Raw genomic sequence first — 16,233 nt, 5'->3', positions numbered from 1 at the left:
AGGTGGAAGAATGCTGACTAAAGATGTTTTTGTGACAGAATATGAAAAGATGTTGTACTCCATTTTTGGAGACGATTTTGAGGAAAGCACGATCCAGGAAAAATATACGGCCCTTTGCGCCCTGGTGAAGATCTTCAGCGGAAAACGGTGGCATGCCACCAGGAGAAAGCAGGAGGAAAGTGGAGAAAAAGCAGTCTATTATTTTTCCATGGAATTTTTGACCGGAAAATTTTTACGAAAAAATCTGGAATATTTGGATGTCTATGATATTGCAGAGGAATATTTTGAAGAACGGGGCGTCTGCATGGCAGATTTGCTGGATGCGGAACATGAACCGGGCCTGGGCAACGGAGGTCTTGGTAGACTGGCTGTGGCCTTTTTGGATTCCCTCAGTTCCTTGGCCATGCCTGGGCATGGATATGGGATTCGCTATGAAAAGGGGCTGTTCCAGCAAGTCATCGACAATGGAGCACAGCGGGAAAAACCGGACAGCTGGCTGGTGGAAGGAAACATCTGGGAACGAAAAATGTACCAGGAAAAACTGGAGGTCCGCTTCGGCGGCAGGATCCTCTACATTCCCAAAGGAGGCAATAAATACACCTTCAAACATGTGGATTATCAGACGGTCTATGCCGTTCCTTATGATATCCCCGTTTTGGGATTTCGAAACGACAACGTGAACACCCTGCGATTGTGGGGTGCGGAAAGCAAGGACGATTTGAACCTGGTGGAATTCGGCAAGGGGAACGTTTGCGGAGCTTTTGAACAGATCAACCGGGTCAAAAGCATTTCCCAAGTCTTATATCCGGATGACACCACATATGATGGCAAGCGGTTGCGGCTGCAGCAGGAATACTTCCTGGTTTCTTCCGGGATCCAGGACATTCTAAGAAACCATTTGCGGTTGGAAAGACCCCTGGCAAAACTGCCGGAGTATGTGGCCATCCACATCAACGACACCCACCCGGCCATGGCCGTACCGGAACTGATGCGGATCTTGATGGATGAGTATAATTTCGAGTGGGAAGATGCCTGGCGGATCACGGTAAAGACTTGCGCCTTCACCAACCACACTCTGCTGGCGGAAGCCATGGAAACCTGGGATGTAGGCCTCTATCGGGAACTGTTGCCCAGGATCTGGCAGATCACGGAAGAGATCAACCACCGGTTTGTCCATGCCTTAAAATCCAAATACAACGTCCAAGATCCAGCTAAACTGGAGAAGTTGTCCATCATCAAAAACAATGCGGTACACATGGTCAACATAGCCATCGTCGGGACCCACAGCATCAATGGGGTTGCAAAACTCCATTCCGATCTTTTGAAAGACAAGGAATTGAATCATTTTTATCAGATCTATCCGGAGCGGTTCAACAACAAGACCAACGGGATCATCCATCGTCATTGGCTCCTCAGTGCCAATCGGGGTCTTACATCTCTGGTTCGGGACCTGATCGGAGACGACTTCATGACCAATCCAAGGGAATTGCACAAATTGAGGGCCTATGAAGACGATCCTGCAGTCCTGGAGGAGATCGCCAAGATCAAGCACCGCAACAAGGTGACCATGGCCACATACATCCACTATACCACTGGCATCACTGTCAACCCATACAGCATCTTCGACATGCAGGCAAAGCGGATCCACGAGTATAAGCGACAGTTGCTCAACATCCTCCACGTCATGCATCTGTACAAGACCTTGAAGGCGAACCCCAATATGGACATTACACCCAGGACTTTCGTGTTTGCCGGTAAAGCGGCACCAGGGTATTATATCGCCAAGGAGATCATCAAGCTGATCAACACCGTAGCCAAGACGGTCAACAACGATCTGACCATCAAGGAAAAGATCAAGGTGGTCTTTCTGAAGAATTACAATGTAAGCGTAGCCACCAACATGATCCCGGCAGCCGACGTCAGCCAGCAGATCTCCACCACCACAAAAGAAGCTTCCGGCACCAGCAACATGAAGTACATGATGAATGGAGCCATCACCCTGGCGACGCTGGATGGAGCCAATATCGAGATCCGGGATGAGGTGGGAGAGGAGAACATCGTCCTCTTCGGCCTGAAGGCAGATGAAATCCACGAACTGTACCGAACTGGATCCTATGATTCGGCTGCCCTCTACAACAGCGACCAGGTCATACGGGAAACAGTGAACAGCCTGATCAGCGGCGAATTCCATGTATCCCAGGAAGAGTTTCGGGCCATTTACGACACGTTGGTCAAATACGGGGACAAGTTTTTTGTCCTTAAAGATTTCAACGACTACAAAAGAGCGCAGGCCACCATCAACGACTTGTACCAGGATGAAAAGCAATGGGCGGCCATGTCCCTTCGAAATACGGCGGCCAGCGGCGTCTTTTCTTCGGATTACACCATCCAGCGCTATGCAAAAGAGATATGGAACATCAAGAGCCTGACGGATGGAAAGGGATGGTGACTCTATGAACTGGATCGATTACAAGACCACCACAAAAGCACTGGGCCCCATCGTGACGGAAGACGGTATCGTCATTCGGGTATGGGCCCCCGGTTGTGATCAAGTGGAACTGGCTTTATACGATCACCCAAAACAAGTGCGAAGAAGGACATACCCCATGATACGGGATGAGAACCATGTGTTTGAATGCCGTTTGGAAAGACATTTCATCGGCAAGTGCTATACCTTTCTTTTGGACGGAGGGAAGGAAGTGACGGACCCCTATTCCTTGGGGATTACGGAAAACAGCACCAAATCCGTGATTCTGGATCCGGAGAAAATGGATCCTCCTGGATGGAAGGAACATGTGGCCGATCATCGGTCCGCTTGCACTAATTGTCTGGATGCCGTCGTTTACGAGGTCCATGTGAAAGATTTTACCGTGGATGCCAGCTCTGGAGCGGAGCATCGGGGCAAATATTTGGGCATGGTGGAAAAAGGGACCACTTGTGACGGATTGTCCACAGGATTGGACCATCTCAAAGAATTGGGTGTCACCCATATCCACCTGCTGCCCGTATACGACTTTTTAACGGTGGATGAAGATCCCCGTCTCTTTTACGAAGACGACAACTACAACTGGGGATACGATCCCGAGCATTACAACGTGCCGGAAGGCTCCTATGCCACCGATCCCAATTCCTACTACAACCGGATCTATGAATTGAAAATACTCATCATGACCCTGCAAAAGGAAGGATTCTCCGTTGTCATGGATGTGGTTTACAATCATACCTATCGTGGAAAAACCAGCAATTTCGAGCAGCTGGCCCCAGGATATTACCATCGGACCTGGCCCGACGGGACCTTGTCCGACGGGTCCGGCGTGGGCAACGAGCTGGCATCGGAGCGGTTTATGACTAGAAGGTTCCTCTTTGAATCTCTGGAGTATTGGTTGGACAGCTTCAACATGGACGGCTTTCGCTTTGACCTGATGGCCCTCATCGACATGGAGACGGTCCATCTTCTGGTGGAACGGCTGCGCTCCAAACGGGAGGATGTTTTCATCTACGGGGAACCCTGGATGGGTGGAGAGTCGGTACTGCCCGATGCACAGCGAACCACCAAGGGCAAGCAAATGACCCTTTCTTATGCATTTTTGAACGACAATTTCCGGGATGCGGTAAAAGGGGACAGCAATGGAGAAGGCCGGGGATTTGTGCAGGGCGACTGCGACAAGCTCCATGGCGTGGAGACCGGGATCGCCGGATCCATCTATTACGACGACGGCCACATCGGTTTTGCCTCCAGCCCGAAAGAAAGCATCAATTACATCAATTCCCACGACAATCTGATCTTGTACGACAAAATGAAAAAAGTGTATCCCCATGGGACCGAATCCTTTATCGATCGGCAAAACAGATTGTCCTTTGCCTTGTTGTTTTTGGCCCAGGGAGTTCCCTTGATCCATGCCGGCAATGAATTTCTTCGCAGCAAGCAGCGAAACAGCAACAGCTACAATGCCCCCATCTCCATCAACGCCATGGACTGGCACAAAAAAAAGGAAAATCTTGCATTTTTTCATTTTATGAAGGATCTTATCGACTTTCGACGAAGGCATGTGGAATTTCGCCTGCGAAGCGTGGAGGACATCAAGAATCATTTGAAATTCATGGATTTGAAGGTAGACAATTGCCACGTATTGGGTTATACCATCAGAGATCCAAAACTAGACAACCGTTTTCTGTTTATTGCCGTCAACAGTGGAGAAGATCCCAAGCTGATCACTACCAGGAATCTGACGGACCATCTGATCAAAGAATACGAAATTTCCATCGAACATCTATGCATCGAGCAACTCTTCGACATGGAAGGGAAGATCTCCATGGAAAATCGGGAAAACAACCTGGACCCTCACGGCATCTACTTGAACGGACACGATTTTGGCATTTTCCGATTGACGGAAGATTGCACCACCTCATAGAAAGAGCCCCTTCAAAAGGGGCTTTTATTGACGAAGTTTCTTAATATTGTCTTCCAGCTGCTTCCAGTCTGGATCCGGATCTGCCTTGTATACCCAGTTGTTTTTGATGGTGCCGGGGCGGTTCATCCGATTGGCGGGAGACAGCTCCAGCAGATCCTGGAATTGGATCATGGCAAAAGCGGCATTGCTGTTTAGAACCGCTTCCAGCAACTGGTCGATGACAGGCGTCCCATCCTTGGTGCCCATCATTTTATCTACCGTTTGCCGTCCCCAATCGTCCAAGGTGGCGTACCAGTAAGGCAGGGGAGGGTTGTCGTGTGTGCCGGTATAGTAAACATAATGGTCATTGACGGACCCGGGCAAATGGGGATTGGAAGGGTCGTTGTCGAAGGCAAATTGGAGGACCCGCATGCCGGGATATCCAAATTCTGATTTTAGCCATTCCACTTCCGGTGTGATATCTCCCAGGTCTTCCACGATGAATTTCTTATCATGGAAGGTTTTTTTCAGCTGGTGGAGAAAATCCATGCCGGGTCCCCGTTTCCAGTGGCCGTTTCGGGCATCTTCATCTGCCGGTGGTACGGCCCAAAAGGATTCGAAGCCCCGGAAATGATCCAGACGGACCACGTCAAAACAGCGAAAAGCATGGGCGATCCGTTTTTTCCACCAGGAATAGCCGTCTTTGGCGTGGTTGGACCACTCGTAAACGGGTGTATTCCATTTCTGACCCTCCGGCGTGAAATAATCCGGTGGTGCGCCGGATACATGGTGGGGATGAAAGGTATGGTCCAGAGAAAACAGGGAAGGGTTGCACCAGACTTCCACACTGTCCAAGGGCACGTACATGGGAATGTCACCGACGATCTCGATGTTTCGTTTTTTGGCTTCCTTTTTCAAGTTTTTCCACTGGGAAAAGAACAAGTACTGGGTGAAGAGAAAAAAGCGAATGTCTTCTGACAGCAACTTTCCGTAAAAGTCCAAAGAATGGGGGTCCCTTGTGCGGATCCCTTCCGGCCAGAGAAGCCAGGGCTTGCCTCCAAATTGGATCTTCAATGCTTCATACAGGCAGTAATCCCATGCCCATGGATGATCCTTTTGAAAGGTTTCCAGGACAGGACTTGATTCCTTGTGCCTGCGCAAAAAATACTCTTTTAAAATGGGCATTTTCAACTGATAAGCCAGCTCATAATTTGCCTGGGAAGAACCGGATACTTTTTCCATCAGAATTTGATATTGATCCTTTAATTCATCATCGTCCAGCATGTTGATATCGATGTAGCGAATTTCACCGGCAAATGCGGAAGAAGAGGCGTAAGGGGAATAGACGTGGTCGATGGGGTGAATGGGCAGGATCTGCCAATAAGAGGCGCCTGCTCGCTGCAAAAAATCAAGGTATTTTAATGCATCCCTTCCCAGATTACCCAAGGGTTCTTTGGAAGGTAGGGATGAAACATGGAGTATGATGCCGAAACTCGTGCTCATGATCGTCTCCTTTAGAATGAGATATAGGATATCATACCACAAACTTGAAAATATTTCATGGAAGTAATAGAATGGAAACAGATAGAAAAGACTGGAGGAGGATCCTTTGAGAGTAGCAGTTTTTTTAGCCAATGGATTTGAAGAGATCGAAGCGTTGGCCACCGTGGATGTGTTGCGCCGCGCAGGATTTGACACAAAAACCGTCAGTATGGAAGAAGATCACATCGTGGAAGGCGCCCATGGCATTTCCGTCGTGGCAGATGACCGTTTTTCCGAAAGATCTTTTGTGAATACAGACCTGTTGGTGTTGCCTGGAGGAATGCCGGGTACTTTGAATCTGGGGAATCATTCCGGATTGATCCAACTGTTGATGGACCATGATTCCCGGGGGAAATGGATCGCCGCCATCTGTGCCGCACCTAAGATCTTGGGTGAACTGGGATTATTGAAGGGCCAGTTTGCCACTTGTTATCCAGGGTTTGAACAATACCTGGAAGGAGCGGTCCTGGTGGATGAAAAAGTTGCCGTTTCCTCTCATTTCGTTACAGGAAAAGGTGCTGGAGCAGCAGTGGACTTTGCGTTGAAGCTGGTGGAATTGTTCATCGACTTGGAAACGTCAGAATCGTTGCGAAAAAGTTTGATCGCCGACTAAGGAGAAATGGAGACAGCATGAAATACAAACTCATCGTAATGGACATGGATGGTACGGTATTGAAATCCAACCACAACGTCTCCCGACAAAGCAGAAATGTATTGGATCGGGCGCGAGCAGCTGGGATCCGGGTCACACTGGCCTCCGGTCGCAATTTCAACAACATGCTTCACATCGTAAAGAAACTTGGAATTGTAGAGCCCATTGTATCCAACGACGGGGCTTTGATCAAAGATCCTGTAACGGGGGAAGTTCTTTTCGAAGATTATTTTCAACCGGATTGCCTGGTCAAAATTTTGGAGGAAATTCATCGCCATGGACTTACTTATACCATCAATTTTGATTATGCTAGCGTCTCCAACCGTTCCATGAATTATTTGGGATTTCTTCAGCGCATGGGCTTAAGAGCCATCGCCGCAGGGATCTATGAAAAGGGAGTCCGTGTAACCAAGACCCATGAAGAGATCGTTTCTGATATCTTGGATAAAAAACACAAAGCCTACAAGGTGACCACCTTGAACAACGATCCGGAGGCCCACGGCATGGAAGAGACTTCCCGCTGGATCGAAGAGCATTGGGGAGACTGTGCAAAAATATCCTATTCCGGGTTGAAAAACTTTGACGTATTGCCCGTCCATGTTACCAAATCCCACGGGCTGATCGTATTGCAGGAGCATTACGGCATCAATAGGGAAGAGATCATCGCCTTCGGCGACAGCTATAACGATTTGGAGATGCTCCGTCATGCCGGTTTCGGAGTGGCCATGGGCAATGCTTCCGACCATGTAAAAAACACCGCGGATTACGTTACAAAAACCAACGATTCCCACGGTGTTGCTTACGCTATTGAAAAATTTATATTAAACGATTTGGATATGGACTAAAAGACAAATTCTTCGAATCGTTCCTTTTGTGCCTTGCAAATGGGGCAACGCTCCGGAGGATTCTTTCGGGCACACAAATAACCGCATACCTTGCAGCGCCATACAGGGAAGGCCGTTTTGGAAACAGCGGCTCCCTTTTTGATTGGATCGGATTTTTTAGCCAAGACTTCCTTTCTTCGGTCGGGTATGGCTTCCGGTTCCTGCTCGCCATTGGCAATGGATTCATTGACGTACAGGGCGCAATAGCAGGCGCCATAGTCGTTAAGATCCTCATCCCGGTAGTCGCAGGGACAGATGATGTCCAGGTCCTTTTCCATGTTCCCGTTGGCCAAACGGCAGGGACAGGCCTGATAACCGTATCGATCCGTATTTTCCAAGAGTCCCTGTGCCAGATCCTCCAGGAATTCCCGGTCGGGATTTAGAAGGTATCCTCCGTTTTCCGCATCTGCTTGCAGGGTTTTTAAATATTCATTGATTCTTTCTTGATCGATCATTTGAATCGCTCCTTGATCTCTCTCGGCTTGTATCCGTTGATGGATTCTGTATCGTTGATGACGATGGTGGGGAAGCTGGCTCGGGGATTGAATTTCATGATGATAAGTTCCAGCCGATCCTGCTCTTCCATATCTTCCAGATCCACGTCGATATAATCATAGGCCACTTTCAGATCTTTCAATAATCGTTTTGTTTTCTTGCACCAGGAACAGGTGCTTAAGGTATAGATCAAGACCTTTCCCTTGTCCTGTCCTTCTACATGTTGAATGTTTGCCATTGTTTTTCCTCCTCTTTTTAAGTTATCCAAGTTGCTATTCTTCCAGCAAGATCACCCGGGCGGGTGATGCTTCCACTCCCTTGATCTTTAAGGGAAGGGCGATCATCTGGTAGATCCCTTCTTTCACTTGCGCCAAACGGAGACCTTCCAGAATGAGGATGCCGTTTTCCAGCAAGGTCTTGTGGGTCCCGTAGTCCGGTTGATCCCTTTCGATCCCCAAAGCATCGATGCCCACACCATCCAGTCCAAGCTCTTTCAAATAAGCGGCGCCGTCTGCCTTCAAAAAAATAAAATCAAAGCGAAAGTCGTCTTCCAAGGAATTTTTTGTTTTTAAGAGCACAAAAGAAACACCGGACAAGTCCTTTTGTTGAAGATCCGCTTTGGTGATGCCATCCCTCACATGGGTTAGATCAAGTACCCGACACCTGGTGACCAGACGATCCAGGTCCAAGGTCTCCAGGGGAGGACCTCCTTGCACGAAATGCAGTGGCATGTCCAGATGGGTCCCGGTGTGCATGTCCATGGAAATATGGCTCTCCATGGCGTTGGATGACGCGAAATCCCTGGTGACGGTAATGGATGGCTTCTTTTCTTCCTTGTTTTTATAGACCTGCATGGTTTCTTCAATGGTCATGGTGATGTCATGGATCTTCATTGGGTGCCTCCTTTTTATGAGTTTCTACATGCCACCACTTGCGTTGGTCCCGTTCCAGGAGTTCATGGGCTTCCCATGGTCCCCGGCCCAGGTCCTCATATTCGCAAAGAGGGACCTGATCCAGATGGATGCTGTCGATGAAGTACCAGGTCAAAGCCAGTTCATCCCAACGGGTGAATCGGGTGGAATCCCCATGGATGACATCCAGCAACAGCTTCTCGTAAGCATCCGGTGTATTGAAGTTGTTTTGACAACTTTGGCAATACTCCATTTCCGCAACCACCGTTTCGCTGATCACGGATGGTTTCTTGGTGTTGAGGCGCAGGCTGATGCCTTCTTTAGGCTGGATCTTGATTTCCAGGATGTTCACCTGGGATCCCGGCTGCATGTCAAAGACCTGGCAAGGTTCTCCTTCTGGTTGGACACACTGGTTGGGCGCCTTGAATTCTACGGTCACTTGGGCGGATTTTTCCGGCAGCTTCTTGCCCGTGGTCAAATAAAACGGGACACCCCTCCATCTGGCATTGTCGATGAAAAGCTTGAGGGCAACAAACGTTTCCGTGACGGAATTTTCTTGTACGCCAATTTCATTTTTGTAGCTTTCGTATTGTCCAAACACCACGTTGGTCTTGCTGGTTTCCTCCGTGAAAAGGATCAGTTCACTCAACAGCTTCACTTTTGCATCCCGGATCTGGTCGGCCTCCATGGTCTTTGGTGGGTCCATGGCTGTAATGGCCAGAGTTTGGAGCAGATGGTTCTGGACCATGTCCCGAAGTGCGCCGGTTTGGTCGTAGTAGGGGGCCCTGGAACCGACTCCGTCCAGTTCAGACACGCTGATTTGAATGTTGTCGATGTAGCGGCTGTTCCACAAGGGTTCAAAGATGGTGTTTTGAAAGCGAAGCATGGTGATGTTTTGGATCATTTCTTTGCCCAAGTAATGGTCGATCCGGAAGATCTGCTCTTCCCGAAAAGCTCTTTGGATATTTTCGTTGAGGACTTTGGCGCTGGCCAGATCCTTTCCAAAGGGTTTCTCCAAAACCAACCGGTTCCAATTTCCCGTTTCTTCCAGGATCCCGGTGTCTTTCAAGCCGTCCACGATGACTGTAAAAAATTCCGGTGCCATGGCGAGGTAAAAAAGTTGATTGCAGGAAAAGTTTTCTCCATGCTGTCGTTCTTTTAAAAAGGTCTGCAATCCCCGGTATTCTTCTGTTTTGGTCAGATCCATCTTGTAGTAGGTGATGCGCCGGGCCAGGGTTTCCCAACTGTCTTCGTCGATGAGGATCCTGGTATATGCGACCATGGCGTGGAACAGGTCTTCTCGATATTCCTCCTGGGTGATCTCCCTTCGACCGATGGCCACCACTTGGAAATCTTCCGGTAAATGTCCACCGTATTGCAGCTGGTGGAGGGCGGGGATCAGCTTTCGCCGGGTCAGATCTCCAGTGGCACCAAATATGATCATGGTACAGGACAATTCATTCATATCCATCTCTCCAATGTCTATTTCGTTTCCATTTTGTGGCCGCCAAATTGAAAGCGCAGACCGGCTAGAAGCTTGCCGCTGAACGTGTCTGCCTGCTGGCTGCGATAACGGGCAAAGAGGGAAGCGGTGATGGCCGGAGCCGGCACTTTTCGCTCCAGGGCTTCTTCTACGGTCCATAGCCCTTCGCCGCTGGCGTTTACCACACCCACGATGTCTTTTAACTGATCATCATGCTGGATAAAGACATTTTCGGTCAATTCCATCAACCAGCTTCGAATGACGGAACCGTGCTGCCACAGTTTAGCAACTTGTTGATGATCGATGTCGTATTCGCTTTCCGACAAGATCTCAAAACCTTCTCCAATGGCTTGCATCATGCCGTATTCGATGCCGTTGTGGATCATTTTGACGTAATGACCGGATCCGCTTGGTCCCACGTGGGCATAACCGTTTTCGACGCATAAGTCTTGCAGCGCCTTCTCCACCTGAGCGACGGCCTCTCTGTCGCCGCCTACCATCATGCAGGCGCCGTTTCTTGCACCGTCCACACCACCGCTGGTTCCTACATCCATGTAATGGATCCCTTGATCTTTCATTATGGCATATCGTTTCTTTGTATCCTTGTAGTGGCTGTTGCCGCCGTCGATGAGGATATCTCCTTGCGAAAGCAGAGGAGACAGGGAAGCGATCATGGAGTCCACGGCTTCACCGGCCGGGATCATCATGAAGACGATCCTTGGGATATCCAGTTTGGAGAGCAGGTTTTCCAGTGTATAGGCACCTTCCACGCCCTCGTTTTTGATATTGTCCACTTTTTCGGGGCTCCGGTTGAAGGCAACAGGCGTGTGTCCCCGGTCTTTTAATTGGAGAGCCAAGGGATAGCCCATTTTTCCCAAACCTATGATTCCAATTTTCATATCATCCTCACTCCTCGTATCGAATTTGTCCATATTTTTCCTTATTAAACTATATATACCCCAAAAGGCCTGTTTGATGCGACCAATCGGTTGAATTTCATGCCAACATTCGTTTCCAAAGTATTTTGAAGAATGAAAAATACTCTTTTTTGTGGTATGATATTGATGAGTGGTTTTGAAAAAAAGGAACGTTGTATAAAATTTCCGAAACCAAAAGGAGTGGAAGTCTTGAAAATAACCGATCAACTATACATGCTGCAACTGCCGGTGGAGATGCCCCATCCATCCTTTCTTCATCCTAGTGTCATCAAGGACAAGAATTTTCTTGTTTTGGTGGATACTGGACTGGAAGGTCCCGAATACCTGGGAAAGATCATGGACCTTTTTCAACAAGACGATCTGTCTTTTGACGAATTGGAGACGATCATCCTGACACACCAGGATTTCGACCACATCGGCGGTCTTCATGGCATTCTGGAATCCTTTGATAAAACTATTGAAGTCTATTTCCATGAAGCGGAAAAAAGCTATATCGTCGGAGATCAGGAACTGATCAAAGGTGCAAAAAAGAAAATGCCTTCTCTTTTCAAACTGTTGCGCAGGAAGATGGAAGGGGAGAAGCAATCGGAATATGAAGACGGTTCCGACATCAAGGTGATCCGCATGCTCAAAGACGGAGACCTGCTGCCCATTGGCGGCGGTGTTCGGGTCATTCATACTCCAGGACATACACCCGGCAATATTTGCCTGTACCACTACAACAGCAGGACCCTCATAGCCGGTGACACTTTCAATTTTTTGGACGGCAAACTCATCGGCCCCAATCCCGTTTATACCCCAAACATGGATCAGGCCATGACCTCCTTGGAGAAGCTTCTGGAATATGACATCGCCAGAATCATCTGTTATCATGGAGGACTTTATGAAGATCATCCCAACGAAAAGATTCGTCAGATCATCGATTCTTATAAGAACAAAGAATAGAATAAAAGCACCCTTTTAAATGGGGACGGTGACTTTTTTGCAAAAAAGTCACCGTCCCCATTTACATTTAAAAATCAGATGGACCAGTTTCCATTCATAAACAGTTGTGTTTCTTCTCCTTTTTCATCCACTCCAACGATTTCGAGATCCGGACCGCCCACCATAAAATCCACATGGACCAGACTGTCGTTGACACCCCGGTCTTTCAGTTCCTCTTCGGACAATTTGCCTCCATCCTTCAAAGAAGTGGGGTAGGCCTTGCCCAAGGCAAAATGGCAGGAAGCATTTTCGTCAAAAAGGGTATTCTTGAAGATCATGCCTGTATTGGATATGGGAGAATCATGGGGCACCAGGGCCACTTCCCCCAAATATCGGGAGCCCTCGTCTGTATTCAGCAAATCCGTCAACACATCCATTCCAGTATCTGCCTGAAACTCGACGATTCGTCCATCTTTGAAGACGAAGGAAAACCCGTCGATCTTGTTGCCGCTGTAGTATAAGGGCATGGTGCCGAACAGGATCCCGTTGATGCCGGTCTTCAAGGGCAGGGTAAAAACCTCTTCCGTTGGCATGTTTGCGATAAACATCCGCTTCTTCCCGTTTTTCTCGGATCCGCCGGCCCACACGTGGCCTCGCGGCAGCACTACTTCCAGATCGGTCCCTTTTGATGATCGATACAAGAGCTTGTCAAAATGCCGTTCGTTGAGATAGCGGACCTTTTCGTCCAGATTGCGGACATGTTCGTCCCATGCGTGGAAAGGATCCGGTGTATCGACCCGATTGGCTTTTAAAATGGCTTCCCACAACGCATTAACGGCATCTTTTTCCGACATGTCCGGGAACAGGGACTTTGCCCATTCTGCGCCGGGAATGGCCACCACACACCAGCTATTGATGCTGTTCATGGTGTATCGACGAAATCCTTTTAAGGCAGTGGATGCTGCCTTGTTGTACGCGGATATCTTTTTTGGATCCGCCTCTTTCAACAATTCAGGATCTTGAGAAATGATGGACAGAAATGCAGCTCCCTTTTCTCCAAAAGATTCCATTCCCTGGGCATACCATAGGGGAAAATCTTGAAAAACTTCCATGGGAGCATACTGGTACTTCAATTTTGTTAATGGACCATCATTCCAGTTGACATGGACGTTGCTGGCACCCTGCAGATAAGCCGTTTCCGCTACCATTCGGACAAATTCGACATTTTCAACGGATGCTGTGATGACCAATATTTGATCTTTTTCCAGATGGATCCCTTTTTCAACCATCAATGCGGCGTATTTTTTCATCAGTTCGTGGAGATTTTTCATACGTCACCTCTTCTTTTTTTCTCTTATACTCTATTATAAGCTACCTTGCCTTATTGGCAAATACAAATCAAAAATATTGCCAGTTGCTTTTTGAATGTGGTAAGATATATTCTATTAGGAAAGGAAGACGACGACATGAAGACTCTGATATTGTCCTGCAACACCATCCGGGCCGAATTGGACCTGACTATCCAACAATGGAACATTCCATACCCGGTAATATATTTGGAATCCGGGCTGCATCTGGAGCCGGATCTCCTTCGAAAAGAAATGCAAAAGATCTTGGATCGAGTATCCAACGTGGATCAAGTGTTATTGATCATGGGTTTTTGCGGCAATGCCGTGGTGGGGCTGAAAACAAATGACTTTCGCCTGGTAGTACCCAAAGCCGATGACTGCCTGACCTTGCTGTTGGGTTCCATGGATCGTCGAAAAGAAGTGCAACGGGAAAAGAATACCTACTTTTTATCAAAAGGATGGTTGGACATGTTCGACGACGTCGAAAAAACCATGATGGACGAATACCATCGCATGACAAAACGCTACGGACAGGAAAGGGCGGAAAAAATATTCCGATCGTATTACCGACACTATGAGCGATTGGGAGTCATCGATACAGGAGCATTTGACATGGATGACATGCTGGAACAAGCCAAATCCACTGCTGCAATGATGGATCTGGAAATAGAGCCGTTGAAAGGGACCATGAATTTTTTGGACGCATTCGTCCTTGGCCCATGGGATGACGATACACGATTCATCCGGATCGAGCCTCATTCTACCTTGGAATTGAAACACACGCTGAGCTAAAATCGAAAATCGGAAGGAAAAAGCATATGCTGGAAAATTTGATCGTGGAGACCCGACAGGATATTTTGGTGTTGACGGAAGCTCTATTGCAAACGAACAGGGAAGTGGCAAAATTGCCTTATTTCACTAAAAAAAACGTGAAAAGATCCTTGGAGAAGGCTTTGGGCATGGATCTGGAGGCACTGTCCGATTTTTTGCTGGAATTGCTTCCCTTGTTGAATGAATTGGCGCAACAAGTACAATACAAGCGCTTTGACAGGGTGGATCGATCCCTATCCACGCTAAAATACAAATATTTAGCAAAAATGGATGTTTTGACAAAGTTGTCCGCCTATTATCGGGAACCGGCAGCTCCCTTGACCCGATACTTGACGAAGAAGGAACTACTGGACCAAACCCTTGCCCAGTATGGGAAACGCCTTGAAATTTCAAATCGCGTTTTTGATCATCTCCATGCCGTTTATGATACCATGAATGTAGAAAATATGTAAAAAAAAAGAGCATTCTGTTTAAAACAGCATGCTACCGGGTACATTATAAGTAACAAAGAACTGAATCTAGAGGGAACCAAAAAATCAAACAGCCCTTCAAGTCCAAACACCGCAATTGTGTTTCGGAACAAGGGAAACCGATCAGGATGAAGATAAATGGAAGCCCAAAAGATCACAGACTTTGATAAAAATACATTAGCCGACCGAAAGGAATGAAGGAATGACTAATGCATCGAAGGCTTAAGGGCCGGAACATCCAACGTGATGACGCCGGTCCTTAAGTCATTTTTTGATCCAATCATCGGCAATCAACAGCTCTTTGATGGATTGATGTCGGAATACTACCTGACTGATGCTGCGAAGGACCATAAAGATGACAGGCCCTAAAATAATGCCGATGCCGCCCAACAATTTGATCCCAACGTACATGGAGCCAAGAGTCAGTACAGGATGAACGCCGATTTGAGTTCCCACGATCTTGGGTTCGATGACCTGGCGAACCAGTAAGACGATGCCGTAGACGATCAACAGGGAAATCCCCATTCTGGGATCACCAGTAACGAAAGAATAGATGGCCCAGGGAGCCAGAAAACCGCCGGTACCCACTACAGGCAATATATCTGCAATGGCGATGATGACCGCCAAAGCCAAAGCAAATCGAACTTGCAATATGGAAAAGGCGATGATCAATTCCGTAAAGGTGATGGACATGATGATCAAGTAGGCTTTCATCAACTTTAAAAAAGACTGACGAATGTTTCCCTTGATGGCGTGAAATTTGGTGATCCAGTATGCCGGCAGCTGGCTTTGGAGAAAAGTCCCTATTTTTTCCCGATCGCTGGAAATAAAATAGGTGGAGATCAGTGTCATGAATAGAAACAAAACAGCGGAGGGAAGGGAGATGGCAATATTCAATGCACCTTTGACGATGTCATTGACCAAGGTTCCTGCATATTCTACAATATTTCCTAATGACACTCGAATAAAGGAAGCGAGTTCTTCCGGCAGACCGCTTAAAATGGTGCTCTCTTCCGCCATCAATGCAATGACCCGTTCATAAAAATTGTTGACCTGCTCCGGCAAGATCTCCATAAGTCCACGAACCTCACCGATCATTCGAACAACCAAAAAAGCCACCAGTAAGGAAAATACGCCAAGAAACATAAGCAGCGTCAACAAGGTGGCCGCTTTTCTTGGAAGTCTTCTATTTTGCAGAAAAGAAACCACAGGTTCCAATGCGTAAGCCAGCAAAACAGCAAAAACAAATGGTGCGATATATGGAAACACTTTAAAGAACAACCAGGTTCCGACCAGGATCCCGGCCAAATTCATGGCGAAATGCTTTACCTTATTCGGATCGAACAAATGGGTCAACGGCTTC

15 protein-coding genes are annotated in these 16,233 nt (G+C 47.7%); 7 read left to right on the top strand and 8 right to left on the bottom strand.

Annotated features, from left to right (window positions below; genetic code table 11):
• Positions 1–10: 10 nt before the first annotated feature.
• Together J0B03_RS00655 and pulA are read left to right on the top strand one after the other, a co-directional pair.
• The gene (locus J0B03_RS00655; RefSeq protein WP_207299977.1) at positions 11–2,449 is read left to right on the top strand and encodes a glycogen/starch/alpha-glucan phosphorylase; all 2,439 of its coding nucleotides are present in this window, start codon (positions 11–13) and stop codon (positions 2,447–2,449) included.
• Between the two features lie 4 nt (positions 2,450–2,453).
• A complete protein-coding gene (pulA, locus tag J0B03_RS00650; RefSeq protein ID WP_207299976.1) occupies positions 2,454–4,412 on the top strand; it encodes a type I pullulanase in 1,959 nt (652 codons plus the stop codon).
• A 24-nt stretch (positions 4,413–4,436) separates the two neighbouring features.
• Here the strand turns inward: pulA and malQ are convergent, their stop codons facing one another.
• Positions 4,437–5,894: a 4-alpha-glucanotransferase gene (malQ, locus tag J0B03_RS00645; RefSeq protein WP_207299975.1), complete on the bottom strand. Its 1,458-nt coding sequence runs from the start codon at positions 5,892–5,894 to the stop codon at positions 4,437–4,439.
• Positions 5,895–6,000: 106 nt separating this feature from the next.
• On the opposite strand from malQ, the gene J0B03_RS00640 reads away from it, so the two are divergent.
• Entirely contained in the window at positions 6,001–6,546 is a 546-nt protein-coding gene (locus tag J0B03_RS00640; protein ID WP_207299974.1) for a DJ-1 family glyoxalase III, read from the top strand.
• Between the two features lie 17 nt (positions 6,547–6,563).
• A complete protein-coding gene (locus J0B03_RS00635; RefSeq protein WP_207299973.1) occupies positions 6,564–7,430 on the top strand; it encodes a Cof-type HAD-IIB family hydrolase in 867 nt (288 codons plus the stop codon).
• On the opposite strand, the gene J0B03_RS00630 is transcribed toward J0B03_RS00635, so the two are convergent.
• The 5 genes from J0B03_RS00630 to gnd are packed head-to-tail and all read right to left on the bottom strand — an operon-like array spanning position 7,427 to position 11,290.
• A complete protein-coding gene (locus J0B03_RS00630) occupies positions 7,427–7,924 on the bottom strand; it encodes a ferredoxin-thioredoxin reductase catalytic domain-containing protein (RefSeq protein ID WP_207299972.1) in 498 nt (165 codons plus the stop codon). The genes J0B03_RS00635 and J0B03_RS00630 overlap by 4 nt on opposite strands.
• Positions 7,921–8,202, bottom strand: a complete 282-nt coding sequence (locus tag J0B03_RS00625; protein WP_207299971.1) for a glutaredoxin family protein — start codon at positions 8,200–8,202, stop codon at positions 7,921–7,923. Before J0B03_RS00625 ends, J0B03_RS00630 begins: the two co-directional genes overlap by 4 nt.
• A gap of 34 nt (positions 8,203–8,236) precedes the next feature.
• Entirely contained in the window at positions 8,237–8,857 is a 621-nt protein-coding gene (locus J0B03_RS00620) for a cyclase family protein (protein WP_207299970.1), read from the bottom strand.
• Entirely contained in the window at positions 8,844–10,340 is a 1,497-nt protein-coding gene (gene zwf / locus J0B03_RS00615) for a glucose-6-phosphate dehydrogenase (protein ID WP_207299969.1), read from the bottom strand. Before zwf ends, J0B03_RS00620 begins: the two co-directional genes overlap by 14 nt.
• A gap of 17 nt (positions 10,341–10,357) precedes the next feature.
• Positions 10,358–11,290: a phosphogluconate dehydrogenase (NAD(+)-dependent, decarboxylating) gene (gene gnd / locus J0B03_RS00610; RefSeq protein WP_207299968.1), complete on the bottom strand. Its 933-nt coding sequence runs from the start codon at positions 11,288–11,290 to the stop codon at positions 10,358–10,360.
• A 195-nt stretch (positions 11,291–11,485) separates the two neighbouring features.
• Here gnd and J0B03_RS00605 point away from each other — a divergent pair, with 195 nt between their 5' ends.
• Positions 11,486–12,241, top strand: a complete 756-nt coding sequence (locus tag J0B03_RS00605) for an MBL fold metallo-hydrolase (RefSeq protein WP_207299967.1) — start codon at positions 11,486–11,488, stop codon at positions 12,239–12,241.
• A 74-nt stretch (positions 12,242–12,315) separates the two neighbouring features.
• On the opposite strand, the gene J0B03_RS00600 is transcribed toward J0B03_RS00605, so the two are convergent.
• The gene (locus J0B03_RS00600; protein ID WP_207299966.1) at positions 12,316–13,551 is read right to left on the bottom strand and encodes an aminopeptidase; all 1,236 of its coding nucleotides are present in this window, start codon (positions 13,549–13,551) and stop codon (positions 12,316–12,318) included.
• 135 nt (positions 13,552–13,686) lie between these two features.
• On the opposite strand from J0B03_RS00600, the gene J0B03_RS00595 reads away from it, so the two are divergent.
• Positions 13,687–14,361: a DUF1638 domain-containing protein gene (locus tag J0B03_RS00595; RefSeq protein WP_207299965.1), complete on the top strand. Its 675-nt coding sequence runs from the start codon at positions 13,687–13,689 to the stop codon at positions 14,359–14,361.
• 26 nt (positions 14,362–14,387) lie between these two features.
• Positions 14,388–14,852 carry a hypothetical protein gene (locus J0B03_RS00590; RefSeq protein WP_207299964.1) on the top strand — a complete coding sequence of 155 codons (465 nt, stop codon included), beginning with the start codon at positions 14,388–14,390 and terminating at the stop codon, positions 14,850–14,852.
• Between the two features lie 282 nt (positions 14,853–15,134).
• On the opposite strand, the gene ytvI is transcribed toward J0B03_RS00590, so the two are convergent.
• Positions 15,135–16,226: a sporulation integral membrane protein YtvI gene (gene ytvI / locus J0B03_RS00585; protein WP_207299963.1), complete on the bottom strand. Its 1,092-nt coding sequence runs from the start codon at positions 16,224–16,226 to the stop codon at positions 15,135–15,137.
• Between the last annotated feature and the right edge of the window lie 7 nt (positions 16,227–16,233).

It is taken from the genome of Alkalibacter rhizosphaerae, assembly GCF_017352215.1.
GTDB lineage: Bacteria > Bacillota > Clostridia > Eubacteriales > Alkalibacteraceae > Alkalibacter > Alkalibacter rhizosphaerae.
The sequence above is the reverse complement of the archived record's forward strand: the minus strand, read 5'-3'. Positions and strand labels throughout refer to the sequence as shown.